This is a genomic window from Paenibacillus salivarius (genome assembly GCF_051307165.1).
GTDB lineage: Bacteria > Bacillota > Bacilli > Paenibacillales > Paenibacillaceae > Fontibacillus.
The window spans coordinates 1,122,114-1,142,699 of the sequence record NZ_CP195592.1 but is presented as its reverse complement, the minus strand read 5'-3'; the positions used below and the strand labels follow the sequence as shown (position 1 = coordinate 1,142,699).

13 protein-coding genes are annotated in these 20,586 nt (G+C 46.1%); 1 reads left to right on the top strand and 12 read right to left on the bottom strand.

Annotated elements, in window-relative coordinates; translation table 11 throughout:
- Window positions 1-14: 14 nt before the first annotated feature.
- The 3 genes from ACSFXJ_RS05165 to ACSFXJ_RS05155 all read right to left on the bottom strand — a co-directional run bounded on the left by ACSFXJ_RS05165 (window position 15) and on the right by ACSFXJ_RS05155 (window position 2,604).
- The gene (locus tag ACSFXJ_RS05165; protein WP_148456429.1) at window positions 15-593 is read right to left on the bottom strand and encodes a DUF1788 domain-containing protein; all 579 of its coding nucleotides are present in this window, start codon (window positions 591-593) and stop codon (window positions 15-17) included.
- Window positions 593-1,198, bottom strand: a complete 606-nt coding sequence (locus ACSFXJ_RS05160) for a DUF1819 family protein (RefSeq protein WP_435924142.1) — start codon at window positions 1,196-1,198, stop codon at window positions 593-595. Before ACSFXJ_RS05160 ends, ACSFXJ_RS05165 begins: the two co-directional genes overlap by 1 nt.
- 272 nt (window positions 1,199-1,470) lie before the next feature.
- Window positions 1,471-2,604 carry a DUF4145 domain-containing protein gene (locus ACSFXJ_RS05155; protein WP_435924141.1) on the bottom strand — a complete coding sequence of 378 codons (1,134 nt, stop codon included), beginning with the start codon at window positions 2,602-2,604 and terminating at the stop codon, window positions 1,471-1,473.
- 149 nt (window positions 2,605-2,753) lie between these two features.
- Between ACSFXJ_RS05155 and ACSFXJ_RS05150 the strand changes: the two genes are divergently transcribed.
- Complete coding sequence (locus tag ACSFXJ_RS05150) at window positions 2,754-3,419, top strand: exonuclease domain-containing protein (protein WP_435924140.1); 666 nt, start codon at window positions 2,754-2,756, stop codon at window positions 3,417-3,419.
- A 39-nt stretch (window positions 3,420-3,458) separates the two neighbouring features.
- Here the strand turns inward: ACSFXJ_RS05150 and ACSFXJ_RS05145 are convergent, their stop codons facing one another.
- The 9 genes from ACSFXJ_RS05145 to ACSFXJ_RS05105 all read right to left on the bottom strand — a co-directional run bounded on the left by ACSFXJ_RS05145 (window position 3,459) and on the right by ACSFXJ_RS05105 (window position 20,411).
- Window positions 3,459-6,746: a UvrD-helicase domain-containing protein gene (locus tag ACSFXJ_RS05145; protein ID WP_435924139.1), complete on the bottom strand. Its 3,288-nt coding sequence runs from the start codon at window positions 6,744-6,746 to the stop codon at window positions 3,459-3,461.
- Window positions 6,739-9,696, bottom strand: coding sequence for a PD-(D/E)XK nuclease family protein (locus ACSFXJ_RS05140; RefSeq protein WP_435924138.1), 2,958 nt, complete (start codon window positions 9,694-9,696; stop codon window positions 6,739-6,741). Before ACSFXJ_RS05140 ends, ACSFXJ_RS05145 begins: the two co-directional genes overlap by 8 nt.
- Window positions 9,697-9,835: 139 nt before the next feature.
- Entirely contained in the window at window positions 9,836-10,807 is a 972-nt protein-coding gene (locus tag ACSFXJ_RS05135; protein WP_435924137.1) for a helix-turn-helix transcriptional regulator, read from the bottom strand.
- 224 nt (window positions 10,808-11,031) lie between these two features.
- Window positions 11,032-11,352, bottom strand: a complete 321-nt coding sequence (locus ACSFXJ_RS05130; protein ID WP_435924136.1) for a hypothetical protein — start codon at window positions 11,350-11,352, stop codon at window positions 11,032-11,034.
- Complete coding sequence (locus ACSFXJ_RS05125) at window positions 11,352-11,969, bottom strand: hypothetical protein (RefSeq protein WP_435924135.1); 618 nt, start codon at window positions 11,967-11,969, stop codon at window positions 11,352-11,354. Before ACSFXJ_RS05125 ends, ACSFXJ_RS05130 begins: the two co-directional genes overlap by 1 nt.
- Entirely contained in the window at window positions 11,966-15,094 is a 3,129-nt protein-coding gene (locus ACSFXJ_RS05120) for a helicase HerA domain-containing protein (RefSeq protein ID WP_435924134.1), read from the bottom strand. Before ACSFXJ_RS05120 ends, ACSFXJ_RS05125 begins: the two co-directional genes overlap by 4 nt.
- Before the next feature lie 93 nt (window positions 15,095-15,187).
- Window positions 15,188-15,829 (bottom strand): hypothetical protein, encoded by a 642-nt coding sequence (locus tag ACSFXJ_RS05115; RefSeq protein ID WP_435924133.1) that lies wholly within the window; start codon window positions 15,827-15,829, stop codon window positions 15,188-15,190.
- Window positions 15,830-15,841: 12 nt separating this feature from the next.
- On the bottom strand, window positions 15,842-18,097 hold the full coding sequence (locus tag ACSFXJ_RS05110) for a dynamin family protein (protein WP_435924132.1): 2,256 nt from the start codon (window positions 18,095-18,097) through the stop codon (window positions 15,842-15,844).
- Window positions 18,063-20,411, bottom strand: a complete 2,349-nt coding sequence (locus ACSFXJ_RS05105; RefSeq protein WP_435924131.1) for a dynamin family protein — start codon at window positions 20,409-20,411, stop codon at window positions 18,063-18,065. Before ACSFXJ_RS05105 ends, ACSFXJ_RS05110 begins: the two co-directional genes overlap by 35 nt.
- Window positions 20,412-20,586 lie beyond the last annotated feature (175 nt).

Below are 20,586 nucleotides of genomic sequence, written 5' to 3'. Positions count from 1 at the left end.
TTTACCTCTCCCTGTCATTCCACGAGCCTGAACGCTCGATAATAATTGTCATCCTTGATTTCCGAGAAAAGTACAAGTTCCTGCCCATCATAGGTTCCCGGGAAAAACATGACCACCGGCACGTGATCCACGGACTGGTGCAGGTTGTTCAGTACTTTGTGGGAACGGAGCAGTGGATAGCATTTTCCGACCCCGGTCAGGAAAACAACCGCGTTCTGCGGGGTTCGTTCCCGGATATGTTGAACAATCACGCTTGCGTCATCGCTGATTTGAAGCAATCGCCCAACGGACTCCACGATCCGCTCCATCCCTTTCTTTTTCTCGAACCGAAAGCAATCTTCCATGAAATCTTCCTGCTCCAAGGTGTCGATAATGATGTCATACAAATCAAATACCAACAGTTCAAAGTCATGGTAAGACTTTGAATATTTCGCCTCCATATACCGGGTCCATTCTCTAATCACCATTTCCTGCTCTGCCGGATAATCAAATACGTAGTAGCCGACTTCATTACCCAGGCCTTTATTCTGGCGAAAGCTCGGTTGTTTAATAATCTCCTCTGCTTGTTCCAGCCGTTCCTGAAGACTTGCCATTATCTCACTCCTGTCAGTGCGTTTATCATCAGGTCCATGCCATGTTTTCGCAACCATGCTTCCAATTCAGGGTCCAGAATGGGTTTAAGTATTGCTCTGCTCCCGGGAGCTCGATCCGTCAAACCGGCTTCCATCAGCATCGTCTTGTAGCACCTTCCTAGACGTTTCAACGTATATTCCGTCCAAGCAGCCACTTTGTCGCTTTGGAGTTGTTTCTCCTTAAAGAAAATCCGAATATCGCTGTCTGCCAGTTCATGGCTTCCGACAATCATCTTCTCCCGAACGACCTCATAAACAAATTCAAAAAACAATCGATCTGTCTGCATAATAGCTACCAAAGCAATCAGCTTCTGGGTTGACACATCACTCTGCTCGAACAAAGGATAAATGGAAGCGTCTAAACTGGCTACCCGTGTGGCTATGGTATTCATAATTTGCGTAGCTCTTTCCTGAGTTGGAGCCGCAAAAATATTCTGTTCCTTATTCAATGCCTTAATATCCGTTATTGTCATTTCTTGATCCAACAGGTGAACCACCTTGCGAAATTCGGAAAACCAGAACGATTGTTTTACAGTTCCTGCGCTGTATTCGGCTATTCGCTTCATTGTTTATTTCACCCGTAGCTTTCATTGGTTTTAGGGAGAATTCCCTAGTTTCTCATAGTAATAAGATACCACATTTACGCTCCTTTCTTAATAATGCGTTAAAGGCACTTTGCTTACAATGATACCTTTCCAAAGTGACTGTATATGGTCAGCGAATATACGTTCTATACTCCACCTCCCATCCAGTTGAGTATTGCTTTTTTCATACTCCGTTCCTCTCCTCACAAATATAAAACACGCTTCGCTCGGAAACGTGTTTTTGAGAAAATCCTCTATTTATTGTTATTCTCTTTCTGCTTCTCCTTCAACTGTCTGAACAGCTTTTCTACCGTACTGCTCCCCACGTTATTATATTTTGCAAGAATGACAAGTTCCTTAGGCAAATGTTCAACTCTCGTCATGTGATCTTCATTCAGCTGTTTTAACAGATTAGGGAATCCAGTGAATTCGTCTGTATTAAGTGGTATTTTTGATAATTCTTCCGTGACAACAATATAGTCCTCTTTAAAGAAAAAGAACAGTTCCCCAGGGCGCTCCATCATCAGTTTTCTACGGATTTTTTCTTCTTTAATATATTGCTTCAACTCTTCAAAGAATATTTCTTCATGCTTATCATTAAAACGTTTGACGTATCGGTGCAATCCTTCCAAATGGTTGGGCAGCTCGCTCATGATTCGTGCCTGTTGTTCCGCTCCCAAACGGACAAGAAATGTTTCCGATTTCTCAAAACGCTGAGGCAGCAAGAATGCATCACGTAGAAAGTATGGAATCTCCACATGTTGATCATGGTATGTAATTGTTCGAATCGTTGTTAAGCCGGGCGTTATTGATTCAGGAACTGAGATTGTTGCAGCAACCTCCTCTGGCACTCGGCTTTCAGACTCCTCCTTTGTTTTTTGTAGAGATGAGACAAGTAACTCCTCAACAGCTTTTAGCCGCTCCTGAATTTCAACGATTCCATAGGCTGGATTTATCTGTGTCGATGGATCTTGATAATTAGGGATATCCAAACTTACTGGTCCATACACTTCAACATACCATTTCACTATTCGGTAAATGGATTCCCAAGAAGACAACGCTTCAGAATACCTGAACATCCGAGCATTATGCGCTGCTTCATTCCCAAGTTTGCGAACAAAATGGAGATCGTTTCGAATGTCCGGTGGGAGCAATTCATTATTATTCAGCAAATCAATTTTCTCTAAAAATCCGATTCGCTGATTCTCAGGTAGCTTCTCCGCCTGAATCACCTTCTTAAGTATATTTTCAACAAAAGTTCTGGCATGAGTAAGCATCGTACGCGGACTGTTAAAAATACTGTTCTCAAGTTCACGTGCCACGAGGGCAAGCTCTTTAGATATAGGTTCTAAAAAATGATAAAAATATGCCGGCTGCTCGATTTCCATGACGTATTCCTCCATAATCAATAATTTATTATTTAAACGTTTAAGCAAAAATTTTATATTGCCTCTAAATCGAACATTCATTCGTGACACCCCCCTGTCACCTAACCTCCTTTACACTAGCAGTAAGCCAATACATAAAGGAGCCGATAATGATGAAATACATCGTATTTGACCTGGAGTTCACGGTACTCCGCTCGCAAAGGCATACGGCGGAAACGATTGAGATCGGGGCGATTGAGCTTAGAGCCGATGAGCATGGCAAACTGAACATGACCGATTTATACCACACTTACGTGCAGCCTTCACGAAGCCCCAAAATTTCCAAGCTGACGACGGAATTTACCGGGGTCACGCAGTCCAACATAGATGATGCCCCGCTGTTTAAAGAAGCAATAGAAAACTTCAAGGCCTGGTTAGGCGAGGATTATTACCTTTGCTCCTGGGGACCGGACGATAAATATCAATTGGTACGCGAATGCAGCGCCAAAAAAATGGACTTGGGTTGGATAAGGAATTACAATGATATCCAGTTGTCCTACACCCGTTTGAACGGGGCCGATATTGGCCAGAGGATGGGTCTGAAAAAGTCCTTGAAAGCGGAAAATCTCCCCTTTATCGGGAAACAGCATAACGCGCTCGACGATGCCTTCAATACGGCAAAACTGTTCAAAAAACACTTTCCGAAATTCGTTTTGGAACGTAATAACGCCGCCGAAGAATCTTTGTTCGAAACTAGGATCGTTTATTCAACTGATAATGAAGAAAAGTACACGCCTTTCCACGAGCTTGCCCATTTGTTAAAAATCGCCCAATAAACCAAGAGGCCCTAAATAAAAGGGCCCCTTTTTTATGTTTTACAAAGTGACGTATTCGTTCCCGTGCAAAAAATACAGCCCTTGCTCTTTTACCTTGAGACCAAACGCACGCTCCAGTTCAGATGCGTAGGCTTGTACCTGCGGACGGTAAAAGTCAGAAAACAACCCCAGTTGTCCATCTACGTACATATCGGTTTTAAAGTCCACAATGACCCAGCCGTCCTCTTCTTCAAACAGGAGATCCACAACCCCTTTGAGCAGCAGGTCGGGTGCTTTGCCATTCGGCTCATTCCCCCCTAGATCGCCATTCAAAATGTTTCTTGCATTTACCACATCAATCATCATCGTTCGAAAGGGGAGCTCTTGAAGCATCGTGTTGGCGGCAAGGGCACGTCTCCAAATCTGACTTTCTTTCACTTCCTCAAGCATGTTTTTCACTTCCCGCATGAAGCGGGAATCGAGCCCTTCCTCTTCAGCGATGACTGCAATATAAGCGTCGAGTTCATCCATGCCCCGCCCCTTGCCTAATAGCTCGATCGAGCGGTGAACCGTACTGCCGAATGCCAGGCCTCTCCCCTCTAAAGGCCTTGGCGGTTGAGTCCCTGCATGTTTGGCTAACTCCGTGACGGATGCGGAACGGTAGGTCGGAATGGAAAGTTTCTCCCGTACGCTTTCTCCTTTACTCCCAATGTCGAGTTGTTCCTTGCCTTCATCATCCGCTCCCCCCCGGTATGCCTCGGGCAAGACGGGTTCCCACTCGACATCCTCCAGTTCCGGCGCCTTCCGCAAACTTTCTGCAAATCCGCTCCACGGATCGATCGCCGGTTTGTCAGGATACCGACTGATGACGAGCAATTGCTTCGCGCGTGTTGCCGCGACATACAGCAGCCGATCCTGTTCGGCGAGCATATACACCCTTTCCCTTTCTGCAAGCTCTTTCCATCCTGGGGGCTGTGCAATGATTTCCTTCTGATATCCTCTTTTTCGGGAAATCACGAAATGCCCCAGAGCTTCCGGCCCGCTTCGGTCGACATACTCGGATGCGTCGTGATCCGAATTGCCGCAAGGAGCAGCCAAAAATACAACGGAAGCCTCCAATCCCTTCGCTTTATGCAAATTCATTAAACGCACCGCATTCTGCTGCCCGGCGAGCAAATGACTTCCCTCTAGCTTGCCTTCCTCAGCGAAATTAAAGAGCAGAGCGGTCAATTCCGCCCATCCCGCCGACGCTCGCAAATCGGAATGAACTTTTTGTAGCAACTGCAATACGGTCCCCGCCCGGCCAAGTCCCCCTTGTCTCCCCACCGCAAGCGGCAGCAAGCCAAGATCTTCTACGATCGACATCATGGCCGCCCAGGCAGGTAGCAGCCCAACTTGCCTACGGTATCGGGCCAAACGCTCCAGCGCATCAAAAACAGATATAGAAATAACTGAAACCTTCTCACGCTCCGGTAAAAAGAGATAAGTGAGTGGAAAGCCTTCCATTTTGTAATGATAGAGCGCATTGTCAGTAACCCCGAAGATCCCCCGAATGGCGGCTAACAACGCTATTTTATCATTCGGATCATTCAAACACTGGGCCAGCAGCACAAGTATGCCGATTTCCTCATATACCGGGGCTCCTCCGGCAGTAACCGCAGGTACACCGTAAAGCTCCAGGTATTCGGCATACAACGGTAAAAATTCTTTTTGCTTCAGCAAAACAAGAAAATCCCCCGGTACAGCCTGGCGGTAGACATAACCTTCCCCAGACCGCTCTTGAATCTGCAAATTCCCGGCACAGGCCCAGGCAATATAGCGGGCAATCCGGTTGGCGTCTGCCTCAGCGATCGCCGCTTTGCCGCCGGACATTTTTTCGTGGGTTATTACTGCTGTGCCATGCAAGACCCCCGTAAATTTTCCGTTCCAATCATTCGGATTCGGATTTGGCATCTGGGTCTCCATCTCGGCATAGGCCGCCTGATGCTCCGTTTCCCGCTCCGGAAATCTCGGCCGGAATTCCGAATTTACAAACTGCCCGATCGCATGAACTGAACGGAAATTTGACGTTAACTGTACGCATTCGCCGCACACGGCAAGCTTGTTTTTTACAAAATTATAGATGGAAATATCGGCCCTTCGGAAACGGTAAATCGACTGCTTCGGGTCCCCGACTACAAACAAGGAGCCGGGTTTCGGCGTCAATTTTCGCCAATCGTTTTCCGCTGTATCGCCCCCCGTCAACCGAAACATGATCTCCGCCTGAATCGGGTCTGTATCCTGAAATTCATCGACGAACAAACGAGTGTACTTGCGGCCGAAGTACTCCCTGACATGCCGGTGTTCCCGAAGCAGTTTGGCCGCACGCATCAACAAATCCTGAAAATCCATAACCCCGAGTTGATTCCGCCTTTGCTCGCAAAAGCGGATGGCAGGGAGCACCTGCTCTATCAGCCTGGGGTATAAGTACTCGCGCCAGGCGTTCAAAAAAGGAAAAAGCACGGTCACCTGCCAATCCTGAAACCGTTCCTGAATCACTTTGCCCGTCGATTTATCCGTCCAACGGCTTTGCACTACCTTGATACTTCGTTCAAAAAGAAATGCAAGCTGCAGTATGCGCCGATCCTCCTCGAGCCCGTGGAGCGTAATTTCCCGCCTGCCCTCTTTGATCATTAACTGCAAATTGTCCCAGCCCTTTTCGGGCTGGACCGTTGGAATGTAGGGGTAAGCGGCTTCAATCAGCCCGGGAAGCGACAAGCGAATCACATCGAAATCCGGTCGGAGACTAGGGGCAGTTTGTACCTGCACATCACGGTACCCGGACACTTTACGGTATACCTCTTTCAGTTCCTCTATCTGAACATGCAACTCTTCCAATTCAGGAACCAACAAATCCTCATCCCGACTTTTCAGTTGCATTAGATACTCATCCCAGCACTGATCCTGCAATGCCAATGCCTCTTCTTCTTCCAGTTCCCGAAACATCGGGTCGACACAGGCCTCGATAGGCCGTTCCCTAAGCAGTCTCCCGCAAAAAGCGTGGATCGTCCCGATATAGCATCGATCGATTTCTTTCAACGCCGTCTCGAGCCTCTCTAACTCGGGGTTGCTTGCGGTTCTGATTCGCTTCTCGACTTCCAGCCGGAATCGGCTGCGCAATTCATCCGCCGCTTTGCGGGTAAACGTAATCGCCGCTATTTGCTCAACTTTGGCTTTGCCGGACTCGATCGTGGCCAACATGCGGCCGACGAGCGACGTCGTTTTTCCGGATCCGGCGCCAGCCTCCACCAGAAAGGTCGTGTCCAGATCAGATGAGATCCGCTCACGCACGATTTGATCGTTAAGCATAGGCGTTCACCTCTTTCCAGGCCAAAAGCAGTTCATTTTGTTCATTCTCCCATTTCGCCTTGACGAGATCCGCTTGATTGCCGCAAACCGGCTTGTAAGCGCACCATCTGCATGAGTCGGCATGGGGCGTTCCTAGAAATATACCTGACTCGATGGAATCAAGCAGACGTTTCACTAATTGAACCAGCTCAGGCTTGCGGTTTTGCACTCTTCGTACTTCCTCGCCTTTTCCCCGTTCTGTCGGAAAATAATAAGCCGACTCGATCACTTTCGCTTCCGGATCCAGCCCGGTTTGTCGAAGGTACTGCTCAACTGCCACCGAGTACAACGCGTGTTGAAGTTGCGTCCCTCCTGCGAAATAGGCATTTTCTTCGTATTTTCGGGGATTACCGGTTTTGTAGTCGTAAATTTTATATTCGTGGGGACGCAGCTCATCCACCCGGTCAACGAATCCCTTCATATATAAAACTGTTTCACTGTCCAATACCACTTCTAAAGGATGCCCATCTGTCGAAAGCGATAACTCGAACCATTTCGGCAACGTTTGACGTTTGAGCTCCATTTGATAAAACACGTCCACGTCTTGACGAATCGCCTCACATTCCTGTTCAAACACATGGGGGGATGGGGGCGGAATAAGACGCCTATATTCGCTGATGATTTCATCGGTAATGTGTTCGAGCCGGGAGTAATCATGCAGTAACATACGCTCTCCAACCGCATCCACTAGATGAAAGTCGGCCCTTTCTTTTAAATACCGGTAATAAATCGCATGGAGCAGGTTTCCACGATCGGCAGGACCGAGCCAAATATTGCGATCGAAGACCGGGGTGTCCTTTTCTCTGACTTTTAAAACTGAACCATAGAAGAACCGTTTCGGACATTCTGCATACCGCTCCAATTCCGTAACACTTAGGTGGATTCCGGAGTTGCCCCGGTAACGAATCGCCAATTCTCCACGCGGTTGAATAAGACCGTCAGCTTCGGTCAACAAATTCTCTTGCCCTTCTTTCCTTGCCCCGATCAAATATGAAAACACCGTATGTAGCGTTTCCTCGGCAAGAAGAACTTTGCCATCCACGACCAACCGTCCCAGCCAGAAGTCCGACCAGTCAAGCCGGTTTCTTAACTCATCCTTATTGCGATCCTCGTGCCGGGCCATAAATCCAGCAGGTATACCTAGAAGAGTATTCATTTCCGAAAAATCCATATCTTCATTTCCCGTGTACCCGCGGCAAACTTGAAGCAATTCAAAAGCGGCGTAATTGTCTTGCTGGTTTACAGGGTCATAGCTGCTGTAACTTAGGCTCACATATCCGCCAATACCGCCCAGCCTAGCGGCTCTTTCCTGTTGAGCCTGTTTCACGGATTCCGCCATGGTCCGCAACCCGCCAATCCGTTCCTTTTCTTCGTCCAACAGGATCGGATCTTCTTTCATGGAAAATGACCAAGCCTCATCATTCATGCCCAAAATAAACGTATGCGTTCGGCCCGACTCTCCCCCGTTCTCCAAAGAGGAAATATGAAGATGTCCACTTTGCGGAGGAGCTTGCTTGACGCACAGGTTCATCACCGCATCTTTGACGTAACGAACTGCCGACTCGCTGGATATGGCGGTGGGCTCCAATAAGATTAAACCATCCCGCAGTTCCTTTAATGAAGCTAAAACTGAATGATCGTGTACATCAACGGTATTCGCGCAATTTTCCAAAAAATGAACCAGACCTTCGAGCACATCTTGCACCGACCAGTTACGATCCTCCGGCAGCCGTATCAGCAAATCCTTGAATAGTAACGACCAGGCTGTGCATGCTGCGGCATGTTCTGGATTGCCTAATTGCTCAACGTAATGATCCAATAATTCATAGCGTTCTCGCCCCCATCCAATCCCGCTTTGTTCCAGCAGGCGTACAAGCTGCAGGGGAGTCATATTCAATTCTCCCTTTTCTAACGATCGAGTTGATAAAATTCCGTTACGAAAAGCCTGGATTACCACCTCCACTCTGAAGCCCGAATCCAGCCACTCCAGATAAGCTATGGCGGCCCTTCCTAAGCCCGAAAATGACGCAGAAATCCCTTGAGAAAAAGTACTCGGAATGTTCAAATATTCCATTAAGGTATGTATCGCAACATAACTGCCGGCATAATCCGAAAGGATCAGCTCTGCTTGATCGAATGGCACCTCTTGCAAGTAAATTCTTCTGATGACTTCCCGTGCCTCCGCTAGTGTACCCGCCGCCCTAAACATATGAATTTGTCTGCGGTCATGTTGAGTCAAGCATTGCGGGAATAGCCGCCCTTCCTGCCATATATAAAGCTTGTTTTCAGACAAACGATCTAGCATCTCTCGCTCCATCCGGCTAAGTGATTCGTAATGAAAACTCGAAATCAGGTATTCTACCGCCTCTGGATCGCCTTCTGGCAGCAAGTCTGACAACCCGGTCAAATCCATCCATGAACGCCGTGCGAGCTCCTGCTCATACAAGCTTAACAAATTGATAACATAACGCCCCTTGGACGGATTTTCGAAATCTAACGGATTTAATTGCACCGCCTTAATTCCTGCTAACCTCAACTCTTGCAACGCGCAGCGGAATCGTTCTACGATCCCTGCTGTTACGCTTTCTCTGGAAACATACCCGTTATTTTCAGGCATACGTGTTAACATCAGTTCATATACAAGCCAATAGCCTTGATCCCGGTTAAGCAGCCGAATCTGTCGGCGCGAGAGCTCCGATTTGGCATTTCGGACAATCAAAGACTCCAATGTTGTTGCTTCTACGTTCATCAACGGTCCGTTTTCTTTACACATTCTGGACAGCCACTGCTCCCCCTGCGCAAAGCTCCTGGCCACGATTACTTTTTTGAGGAAAGGCTGTTCCTTACATCGTTCATACAGATGCTTCGAAACGTTTGAGTCCATGAAACACACCTCCAGCTTGCTATACATTATGGATCATCATACTCTTCTCAGATGTCTTCACCTTGTCAGCGAATAAACGTTCGATACTTGTAAAAAAAAGAACTGCCCAGTTTAATCCCCCAGTACAGTTCTAATAGTTTACATGTCTTGATCATCTACCATGCAGCTAACTCCGCACCTCAACGTCTGAATTATATAGGGCCAGCCAGTCAGTTAACTGTTGTTTTAAAGTCTCCCTGGCTGAAGCCGGTTCCAAAATTTCCGCCGCCGGGCCGTACTGCTGAATCCACATGAGAAATTCCTTTTCATTATTGACGGTAACTTCAAATAACAGGCTTCCGTCCTTCAAATCCTTCATCCAAGGCTGGACGAACAGCTCCTCTTCCTTAATGTAACGAGCTACTTCCGGAGAAAATCGTACTTTAAAGCGCGTATTCTTCTCTCCGCGATCAATCGACCAGGTGTTTTTTAGGTACTGTTTGAGATTAAAATCCCCTTTATCGAAAGTTCCCGCGGTAAGTTCAACCTGCTGAAAACGGCTGATCCGGAAAGTTCGGATTGCTTGCTTCAAATGACAATAACCGATCAAATATAACCCTTGTTTCCGCGGAACGAGGAAATAGGGATCTACATGGCGTTCCGTCGTTTCGTCCCGATATTGCGTATGGTAGATGGTATAGAGCGTTCTTTTTTCCAAAATCGCTTGAATCACCGGCTGCAAAAAATTAGGACTTTCCTGACGATAAGCCGGCGTCCCCATTTGAATGACATCAGCGATATCCTCAATGATGCTGTTTTGCTTGGACTTTTCCTTCAAATGCGTCCCCATCACTTTGTCATAGGCCGTGTCAAACCCGGGAGGCAGTTTGTCCATATCCAAAACCGACGGCAATAAGGAAAATGCGAGCGCTTCTTGCTCCGTAAAATTGAGCGGATACAAAAAGAACTTGCCCATAAAGCGATAGCCCGTCCCTCGTTTCTCATTCGTAACAGGAGCAATTAAAGACAATACATCCAGGTCTCGGTAGATAGTTCGGATGTTAACGTCACATTTTAGCGCCAAATCCGCAGCAGAAATGCCTGGATTAGCTTGGATAGCATTAATGATATTAAAAATACGAATGACTTTGTCGATCATATGACTCTCCTAGGTAATTAGTTCTATTTCTCAGTAATTATTAGTTTCTATATCGAGGAGCAATTTCCTTCCTGGCTTATACTATCAAGGCTAATAGGATTTCTGTATCTCCCCTTTAATGTAATATGCTGCCTATACGGCTCTTAAACAGTTGATATTAAAAATGACCAAGGGCAATGATCTGCCCATGGTCACAACACGTACTCTCCTAAAACTTGTTTCAGTTATTCCATTGCCTTTGTTGAATCAAGGCCTATGGATGATAATGCATGATCAAGCAATTCGCACGAAATGTAATTAGGCGAAATTACTCTTGTCCAATCCTTGTAGTTTTCGTCAAGCAGTTTTTTCCCTTCATCCGTGACCATTTCTGAAGTCAGTGAGAATTCTTGGTCTACCCCAAGCTCATAAACTTCCAATCCGGCATCGGAGAGCAAATTATGCTGTTTCAGCCAATCCATTACAACCTTTAGATGTTCCAACCCGGTCAATTGTGTACCTTCCAGATGCCACGATGCTTTATCATAAACCGTTATTTTTCGCATTACGCTCGCCTCCACACTTCGGTATTAACATCTTCGCCGTATTTGCAAAGCTCTCCTGTCTCAGGGTTCCTTATCCATTCTCCGCCCTGCTCCCGGATGCGGCCTTCCTTTGCCAATTGCGCATCTTTGGAAGCTGTCTCGGATGTCACTTCAATGGAGCGAACGACTTCTCCGTCTTTAACCACCACAAAATCAACTCGTCTAGCCTCTCCTGTCTCCGCATCCTTCACGATCCGACCTTCGCTGTCTCTTAAGTATTGCTCAGGAATGACCTCGTAGTTTTCTGCCGGATACAGTTGGGTAAGCTCCTCATGTACCGCAGCTTCTCGAAGGTCTCCATGCTCACGATTAAGATCAATCTGCGACTTCTCTCCACCGTCTAGCTGCTCTGAAGGAGTTTTCACTACTTGCTCAGTCTTCTCAGCAGATTCAACGCTATCTATGGCTAACTCACCTCGCAGCGGTTGATCTGCCGCTTCAAAGCTTGTAACAGACTTCGCTTTGGCCCCTTTGGCAAACTCAGGAATGTTCGAATTCCCCGAGAAGCCCTCCTTTCCAATCTCCTCAGAAGCCTCTTTGACACTTTCTGAAAGTGTAGTCATGATTTCTGCAATCACATGATCGCCCTCCCATTCACGTCTTCCACCCATAAGAAATAAAATTGCTTCGCTTCTTCATCCTCGGAAGCACCGTCTCTTAACAAGCATTGTATTACAGCATTTTCAGTAGACTCATGCAGCGAAAGTTCAGACATGGAGCGTATAGAATGCAGGATGTCTTCGTGCCACGCACGCATATCTGCAGCTTTGCGCGAAGAAGCAATGATTCGCTTTCCATCATATAAAGCCGTTACCAAAGTCGACAACAAAACGAATTCCTCTTGTTTCCATACATCCATCTTCCCTTGATGGACCCATTGCTGCAGTTGGTTCTCAATAGAAGTTTTGGCCTTTAGATCAATGGACTGTTCGGTCAGCCAATCGAGCAAAGGCTCAACATCCAGCTGATCTGGCTTCTTGCCTATTCTTCCCGCCAAGAGAAGATGTGTAATTTGTCCTAGCATTTTTCGGTCAGTTTGTTTCTTTGTAATGGCTGCCGGCTCGAAAATGTAAGGCTTCGCACCTTCGAAGGACTCAACTAAACAGAGAACCGGTTGCAGCCAGTTATTCTGATAGATTGCAGAAACACCTACACGCAGTTTGGCCAGCTCCGCAATCTGCTGATCATCCAAATTCGCAGCATGTCCTACAAGAGTACGATCCTGTGCATCCGGCAGTCTTAAAATAATTTTGGTATTTGTATTCCGAATGACCGACATATCGAGCAGATTAGGTGATTGATCCGCAATGATAAAGCCTTCGCCATAGGTTCGCATTTCAGCAATAGCATTGGCCAGCATTTCAACGGCTTTCCCTTGCAGATTGCTTCCTTCCTGGGACTGCTCAATAGAAGTACGTCTAAGCAGATTGTGAGCCTCTTCAATTACTGTGACGTGCTTCAAGCTGCTGTTCATGCCATTGGAGTTCACGGATCGGTATTCTTGAAGTCGCATGACAAGCACGCCCATAATTAAGGCTTTCGTTTCGGATGAGCCAACTCGACTTAAATCGACGATACAGTTCCCGTCAAACAACGCGGCTTCTTCAGTTTCTTGACCCGAAAAAATTCGTCCATTAATCCCGTTGGTCATGGATTTAACGCGTGTGACTAGTGCACCGGTATAGTTGCTCTTCACCTCTTGCGAATATTCTGAGGAACGGATGGTATCCGGAAGCACCTCCAAAAGCGTAGAGAAGCTCGGAAAGACATTGCAGCCGCTATAATTAACAGACTCCTCTAGGTCCCAGCCACATTTTATATAAGCAGTTTCAATTGCTTCCTTTAATACCGCCGGCATCGCTGCGTACATCGGCCAGCAGGCATTGAAGATTTCAATCAATCGATCTAAATGCTCAAGAACATGGATGTCATCCGGAAATGCAAACGGATTAATCCGAAGCACCTCAGATACTGCGGCGTTAGTCCCTAAAACCCGCACATCTTCCCGTCCGCCAAACACATGCTTATACTCACCTTTGGCCGGTTCAATAACAAGAAAACGAACGTCTTTCCGGTTCACCTTATCAAGCAGCTGATAGATTGTATTTGATTTTCCCGAGCCGGTTGATCCGGTTACGAAGGTATGCATAGCTAGGCTGTCCACATCCAGCTCAACTGTTGTCGGCTCGGCAGTTCCCATGTGAAAAATATGCCCTAATGCAATGGATCGCTTAGAGTCTTGAGATTGGTAGGTTGTCACATTGCGCCCAAATTCAGCGGCTTCAATAACCGGTAGACCAGCAATGGACTTCATTGGTAATCCAACCTGTATGGCCAGCTCAGAGCCGTTTACAAGCGTTCCCGGGGTCACCTGCTGTGCGAATCCCTCATATTTACTGCCCAAATTGATAATCGGATGGCTCAATTTTCTAACATAATTTGTAACTTGAATAAGATTTGCCTTATTCTTATTGTCCCACGTATTAACGACTGCACTTTCCACCGCAGAATTATCGCCGCGCATCAGTGATTTATAAGTGTTTGCGGCGATTTTCGCGGTTTGAGCATCTTCTGCAATAAAATATGCGGCACAGTTCCAAAGGCCCAGATCCTCTGACTTCTTTAGCCGGTTCAACTGATCGTCAATGCGTTCAAGAAGCGATTGTACCGCTTTGTTCGTCATTTTAAGCTGCAGGCTTCTCCCTGTGCCCTCGCTGATCGCTTTAGAGGTTGATTCTTGTGTGGAATTCATCGTCGATGTACCGTTTGTTGACGCTTCTGTTTGCGTAGATGAGTATCCGGTTGTAAGACCATCGCTGCTGGAGGTGCTGGTCTTCCCTCCAATTAATCTTGCAAATGAGGTCGTTATGATGTTGCGCCCGCTATTCGAAGATTGATTCGAGGTACGGCTGTTGTTCTCCGTTGTCGCATTGGTCTTGGAGAGGCTCTCCGTAACTGTTTCGGAGAACCCTGTAGTCAGCCCTTCCGTAACTGCCGTATTTTCATTTGTGCTGAACTGAAGATCGCTCGCTGCAAAAGGAGAAAGCTGTGTATATAGGTTCTCGTAGCCGCTGCGGATATCATCCAGACGGCTATGAGATACCGGATCAGCTACATAGACGACGGAAAACTTCTCCCCCCTCATGGCATCCAGCAAATTTTCAATGCCTTGAACAAAATAATTCTTGTCATGATTCCGTAAAGACGCAACGCCAGAAACGGCGGAAACCGGATTCAGGTTGCTTTCATAAGATGAATGAAAGAGGCCGTCCATAACTTCCTTTGCCTGTTTATTCTTAAGTCTAATTAACTCGCTGCCTGGAAAATTTCCTTTAAATGCTTTCTCAAGCGTATTCTGGCAAGCTGCAAGAGTTCCGGGATTGGCTTCCGCCTTGGTTCCCATGTAGAATTCCGTATGGGCACCGTCACTTGTAATGACAATGATGAGCGAGCCTTTACTGCCAGCCAGTGCATTATATACCGTGGTGAGCTTATCCAGAACAACTTCTTTTTGGTCATAGACAATCTTCCCTAGCTTATAAACGCGTACCGTGTCGCCAATTTCTTGCAACCGTTTATGTTCGTCCATCGGAACAATTTCATAGTCTGTCAATTCAGAAAGATACTTCTTCATCACGATGTGATCGGCCATGTCGAAGGATTGCTTAAGCTGCTCCTCTTGCCGAATATCAAGCTTGTCCATTCGTATTCCCTCCGCGTTCGCCGAATTTCACCTGTGCTAGTTTCAAGCTGTTATCATATAATGCCTGGTTCTTTGCCCTGATAGAATTTGAACCTAGCGATTTCTGCTCTTCAAGATTAGATATGCTCCGCCGATCAGTGCCGCCGCCCCAGCCACGAGAATCGTCTTCTTGAATCCGATTGCCGCCGTTCCCGCTATTACAACCCCTGCTGCTATCGCGGCGGCTCCAATCTTTTTTTGCGCTGTTCCTCTGCTTCGGGAATAGTTGCTGCTGGTGAAAGCTGCGCGAGTTCTTGGCTGATAAGTTGATGAAACAGGCCTGGAAGATCGTAGTCCCGCTCCCACATTAGATCTCTGTGCTGACGGTTGGGCTCCCGCTTGTTCAAGATTGCTGCCTTTTGGCTGAGGGACTCCTTGAGCCGGCGTAGACCATCCATGAAGATGACGTCCAATTTGCTTCACATGCTCGATCCGTTCCATCGAAAAGTTATCCATGAGTTCCGAGACAACTAGCGCCCAATACTCATCATTCCAATGTTCACGGCCCGAAAAGGGAAGGTTATCATGCACTTGGACCACATCTGGTATATAACGCTTCACATATTGAAGAGCTGTTTCGAAATCGCCGGTACGGAAAATGGGATCCTTATGAATAATGCTGCACAGCTCATTACGAATCCGAATATTATTTTTTTTAGAAATCGCTTCCTGCAAATAAGCGTTTGTTGTCCACATATCTACCCATCCTTAAATTTCAAGTATCGAATCTAGCTTCACAATAAAGCTGTTTAACCAAGTCATCTTCTGGTGATCTTCATTAATTCTCGATTCCAATACGCGGCTGTCTCCAGTCAACGTCTTTAGTTCAACAACCTTTTTCTTTATCACCTGCTCCAGCTTGTTGAGCTCTTCCAGAAAGAAAGCCTTCAGCTTTCTAGACTCCTCTTTCAATTGTTGCTCTGCATACTCAAGGTTTTCATAAAACTCCCCGCGAACCGGTTTCAAATATTCATCAAACACCAGCTCACCATTGACATATTCTCTGTCTTCATAGATCGGCTTGTACTCACCACTTTTTTGGAACCAGGTCCACGGCTTATAAAACTTTTTATTTTCGTTCTTCACCCATTCCTCGCCGACCTTCTCCTTCTCCGTCTTTTTGTAGGCCTGGATAAGATCGTCTCCGTCAGGCAGATCACCGAGAACAAACTTCCGGCTTTTACCGGAATAACGGCCAACACTTAAGTCATTATCCTGTAGAAGACTTTGAATGTACGAGGTATATTCACCCAGCAAGCGTTCCGCATCATTTCGAAGCTCCTCGTTAACCAGCTTTTCAAGCTCGGTGGTTACATCGCTTTGAAGGTTATGAATACTCCGGATCAGCTTAGACATGGCAGCCTCGACTTCGTTAACGGTCATCTTCTCCGAAGACCTCCCTTTAAGGGTCAATTCAACTTTTTTGCGAAGATCTTTGATGCGGGAATTTTTAGCGTCAAAGGATAGATTTTGGATCTTCTCCTTGAATTTCTCCATGGCCTTTCCTTCATTTAATTGCGTCTCGACGTGTTTCATGCGTTCATTTAATTTCTCTTGCTCCCCATGGTTATGTTCAATTTCTTTTAGGAGCTGATCCAGCATGCGCTTTTCTTCCACTTTCTTGCGAAACGTATCGACTGCATTTTTGACCTTGGCCGTAACTGCATACTTTTCCAGGTATTCATTAATCGCTTCTTCGATCGCAGGAACACCTGTATGGATAAGAGCTTCTTCGTAAACGTTGCCATGCTGCCTGGCTTGACGCGCTCGATCTTCAATTTCCTTTTTCCGTGCCTCGGGAAGCTTCGCATACCGTGTCATGTGAAGCTGCGGCATATCGTTAAACAAATCGTAGTCCGCGAGCGTCTTCTCTTGTTTACGAGTCAGTGCAACGCCCCGTTGGTGAAGACGAATCACCTTTGCCATCTCTGCCGATATAGGGAATACATTCGGATTCTCGATCCCGTATTGAGAGAGGTATTCTCGTATATTTTTCAGTGCATCGTCAATACTATCCGAACGCTCCGTATCGTACTGATCAATTTTATTAACTGCGAATATGAACCTATCTTTTGACTGCTTGCCCCCAACGCTCATAGCTTCAGCGACGCTTCGAAGAAGATTATTGTCGTCATCGGTAGCAAGTTGTGTCGCATTGAGCACATAAAGCACCATTGGCTTGGCTTCGTTTTTAATAATTCGATAGGTGTGATCGCGGTGATCAGAATTACGTGAATTGTTCGGTCCCGGTGTATCGACCATAATCAGATTCGCCTTGCGGGTATGGATAAAAGGAATATCGCCTTTAACTTCGATATAAGATATCCTTTCATCTTCATTGAACTGCTTCATCATATCTAAATCAATAGACTGTTCCTCAAGCAATACATTCTTATCCTTATCCAGGCAAACTGCCGTAAAGCCAGTCATACCATCTGTATCCCGTATACGAGTGATTGTCGCCGTACATGCTTCGTTCTTGGCCGGTACAAACTCCTGGCCTAGCATGGCATTAATCAAGGTGGATTTTCCAGAGCTCATAGTTGCGATCACGCTCACCTCAAACTCAGAGCCAAGCGCTTTTTTGAAATTCTCTTGAATTTGTTCATCCTTTAGATCCTCGAAAGGACCGTCCAGCATTTCGTCAAACAACTGTGTCAACTCGCGGAATTTATCAGTCGACTCCACGGCAGGAATATGCTCGATTGTGAAGGATACGTCCTCGTCAGTTTCCATCACCGTCCCGTACAAATCCTGGTAATCAAGAAATGTACCATGGAAGCGGATATGAATTGCATCATCGTTGCATTCTTCCTTCAAGATCGGAACTAGTCGATCCATCCACACTTGTAATCTCTCGTTTAGAAACGGATACAGCTTGCTATCCTCGGAAATGCTCTTGTCGTTATATGTAATGAAAGATTCCAATTTATACGGGTTGTACTTGAAAAATACTTGAGCCATGCAGTTGTTGCCCTCCTTGATGTTTTGCCGTATCGGCTATAATTCGCTCGACCAATTTGATGCCTGTCCGTTCTATTGCAAGCTCAAGCTGACTGTTATTGTATGTTTTCTCCTCGCTGGCAGCTATGTCCCTGTCCACTATTAATGGGGGATCAATAGCTGTTTGAGCAGGGAAAGCGTACGAGCTTAGATCTACTGCATCATCAATAAACAATCGGCAGAAGGCCTCATAATCCTTGTGCTCCTTCTTACTCATGCTCAAGCCTGCGATTGCCATTCGAAACAATTTAGCGGCGTAAGCAGATATCGGTATAACCTTCGGCTGCTCGACACCTAGTTCCTTCAATTCCTTGACTAGCAGATCGACGGACTGAGCAACATCATCGTCGCCTTCCAAATCAAATTCGTCGATGCGGTTCAGCAAGAAAATGATGCTGGTTCCACCTTCTTTGCATATCTCGAGAGTCTTCTTACGAAGGCGAATATCGTCTTCCGTCGAGATTTGGGTAGCATTAATGAGATAAACAATGGAGTCGAATTCCTTCTTCTCCAGGAAACCGTATGTAATCTGGCTGTGAGTAGGATCCTGGGAATAATTTGTTCCAGGCGTATCAATGAATACGGGGATCACTGAATCCATTGTGATCCCAGCCATGGGCCCCTCCACATACAACGCTCCACTTCCCTCTGCTTGATTCCATGCTGCGATCGTATCCGATTGTAGGTCTCCTTCGTAGGTTTTTCTCTGCTCCTTGTCGCCGGCGCAGCCAAAACGATGCCCCATTTCGTTATTTACGAGCAAGGTAGTTATCTTTGCGGTACAGGCCTGGCTTTTAGACGGTACGAGGGTTAGCCCAGCCAAAGCATTAATGAATGTCGATTTACCTGCGCTCATCGTTGCAACAACTGTAGTGCGGTGCTTTTTCCGACTAACGATCTTATCGGTTAAAACTGCCCGTTGATACAAATGATTCAACTGCGCTCGTAAAGAAGGCCTAAATTTCAATAGAAGTAATTGAGCCGATTTTAACTCGTTTTCCTTAAGAGCAGTACAAAAAGAAACAATGCTTCCATAATCGGCTGCTCGTATACGAAGACGTTTTGCAAGAAGATGGATCACCTGACTCTCAATGGAATCTCCGTAAAGACCATTACCTAGAAATAGATACTCTCCGAATAAGGCGTGTTTCAATGTAAAAGCACTAATTTTCCAGCCCTTGACCTTTACACGTCTCTTTTTTACCACTCCGAAAGCGGCTTCCAACTTATAGAGATTATTAGCAGGCTCAACTATATGTGCCGCAGCTTCCTCATCATCCTGATCAACTAAACCGAGTAGTCTCGTATATTGGTGGTGAAGGATAGTCAGGTAAGTTTTATACTCCTGTCGGGATTCCAGTACATCAAAAAGAACAAGTAGATAATTTCGTTTCATTTCCATACTTTGTCCCTTTAAGGGATGTTCATTAAAGTTCTGCCTCAAAAGTGCTAGGAAACGCTCTTCATCAATAAGCCCGCCAGACGAATGAACAGTCCCTCTTTGTCTCGTTACCTTAGCTTCGGACTGCATTTGTTCTTGACCCGCATCGACAAAGACATAGGAGGAATTATGTTCCGGTCCCTTCCCTACTGATGCAGTTAGGTTATGCTCGGCAGCTGCTTTTTTGCTAACAAGGTATTTAGTCTCGTTCTGTTCTAATTCAAACAATTTCTTTCTTTCCTTTAATCGTTCAATAATCGCCTCAATATACACGGAACTAGCATATCTTCGACTCGGCTCAATACTTGCAAGCAAGTTGATTACCGCTGTGCGAGCAACAGGATGAGGTTTCTTTACTTGGCTCAAAATTTGCTTATATGGACGTAGAATCGCTCTTAAACAGGTAACTATCATCGCGAAGGCCAAAGCAGAGCTCGTCACGGTGATAACCGTTCGATTAACACTTATATGCCAATTCTGTTCGATCCACTGATAAGGGAAGTCTCTTAAGTAAGAAGCGAACAAGAAGTAAATCGCGTACAGAAAGTTCCACATATTGTCTGTTTGTTCATCCGCATAGATGATACTTTTAAGTGCTAACCGAATGTAAATGGCACGTAATATGCACCAGAACGACAAGATGATTAGCCCGAAGCAGAAGAAGAGGCTCCAGAGTTCTTCCGGGTTTAACAGGGGCAGCAGTATTACGATCATGATCGGCGGTGCGATCATTCTCATTCTAATTATTTTCAAGCATCCATTTAAAATCGCTCCCGCTAGGACGCTAAATACTACCGAAACAATCATGCCAATTGTTGTGTAAATATAAACCATGACGTCACGCTCACTCCATTGTAATTTAGATCAAGTTCGAGATGATTGTTTCATTACAGTGCGGAACTACTCAACGTTCACACACGAATAATATAAATTTCGCAATTCAATTTGCCCATAATAAATATAATTACATAGGACAATAGAACTGAGACTATTATACAACTTAATTCGA

Excerpts from the sequence above, each read along its gene's own strand:
- ACSFXJ_RS05165 (WP_148456429.1), bottom strand. The coding sequence starts at position 593 with ATGGCAAGTCTTCAGGAACGGCTGGAACAAGCAGAGGAGATTATTAAA.
- ACSFXJ_RS05160 (WP_435924142.1), bottom strand. The coding sequence starts at position 1,198 with ATGAAGCGAATAGCCGAATACAGCGCAGGAACTGTAAAACAATCGTTC.
- ACSFXJ_RS05155 (WP_435924141.1), bottom strand. The coding sequence starts at position 2,604 with ATGGAAATCGAGCAGCCGGCATATTTTTATCATTTTTTAGAACCTATA.
- ACSFXJ_RS05150 (WP_435924140.1), top strand. The coding sequence starts at position 2,754 with ATGATGAAATACATCGTATTTGACCTGGAGTTCACGGTACTCCGCTCG.
- ACSFXJ_RS05145 (WP_435924139.1), bottom strand. The coding sequence starts at position 6,746 with ATGCTTAACGATCAAATCGTGCGTGAGCGGATCTCATCTGATCTGGAC.
- ACSFXJ_RS05140 (WP_435924138.1), bottom strand. The coding sequence starts at position 9,696 with ATGTATAGCAAGCTGGAGGTGTGTTTCATGGACTCAAACGTTTCGAAG.
- ACSFXJ_RS05135 (WP_435924137.1), bottom strand. The coding sequence starts at position 10,807 with ATGATCGACAAAGTCATTCGTATTTTTAATATCATTAATGCTATCCAA.
- ACSFXJ_RS05130 (WP_435924136.1), bottom strand. The coding sequence starts at position 11,352 with ATGCGAAAAATAACGGTTTATGATAAAGCATCGTGGCATCTGGAAGGT.
- ACSFXJ_RS05120 (WP_435924134.1), bottom strand. The coding sequence starts at position 15,094 with ATGGACAAGCTTGATATTCGGCAAGAGGAGCAGCTTAAGCAATCCTTC.
- ACSFXJ_RS05115 (WP_435924133.1), bottom strand. The coding sequence starts at position 15,829 with ATGTGGACAACAAACGCTTATTTGCAGGAAGCGATTTCTAAAAAAAAT.
- ACSFXJ_RS05110 (WP_435924132.1), bottom strand. The coding sequence starts at position 18,097 with ATGGCTCAAGTATTTTTCAAGTACAACCCGTATAAATTGGAATCTTTC.
- ACSFXJ_RS05105 (WP_435924131.1), bottom strand. The coding sequence starts at position 20,411 with ATGGTTTATATTTACACAACAATTGGCATGATTGTTTCGGTAGTATTT.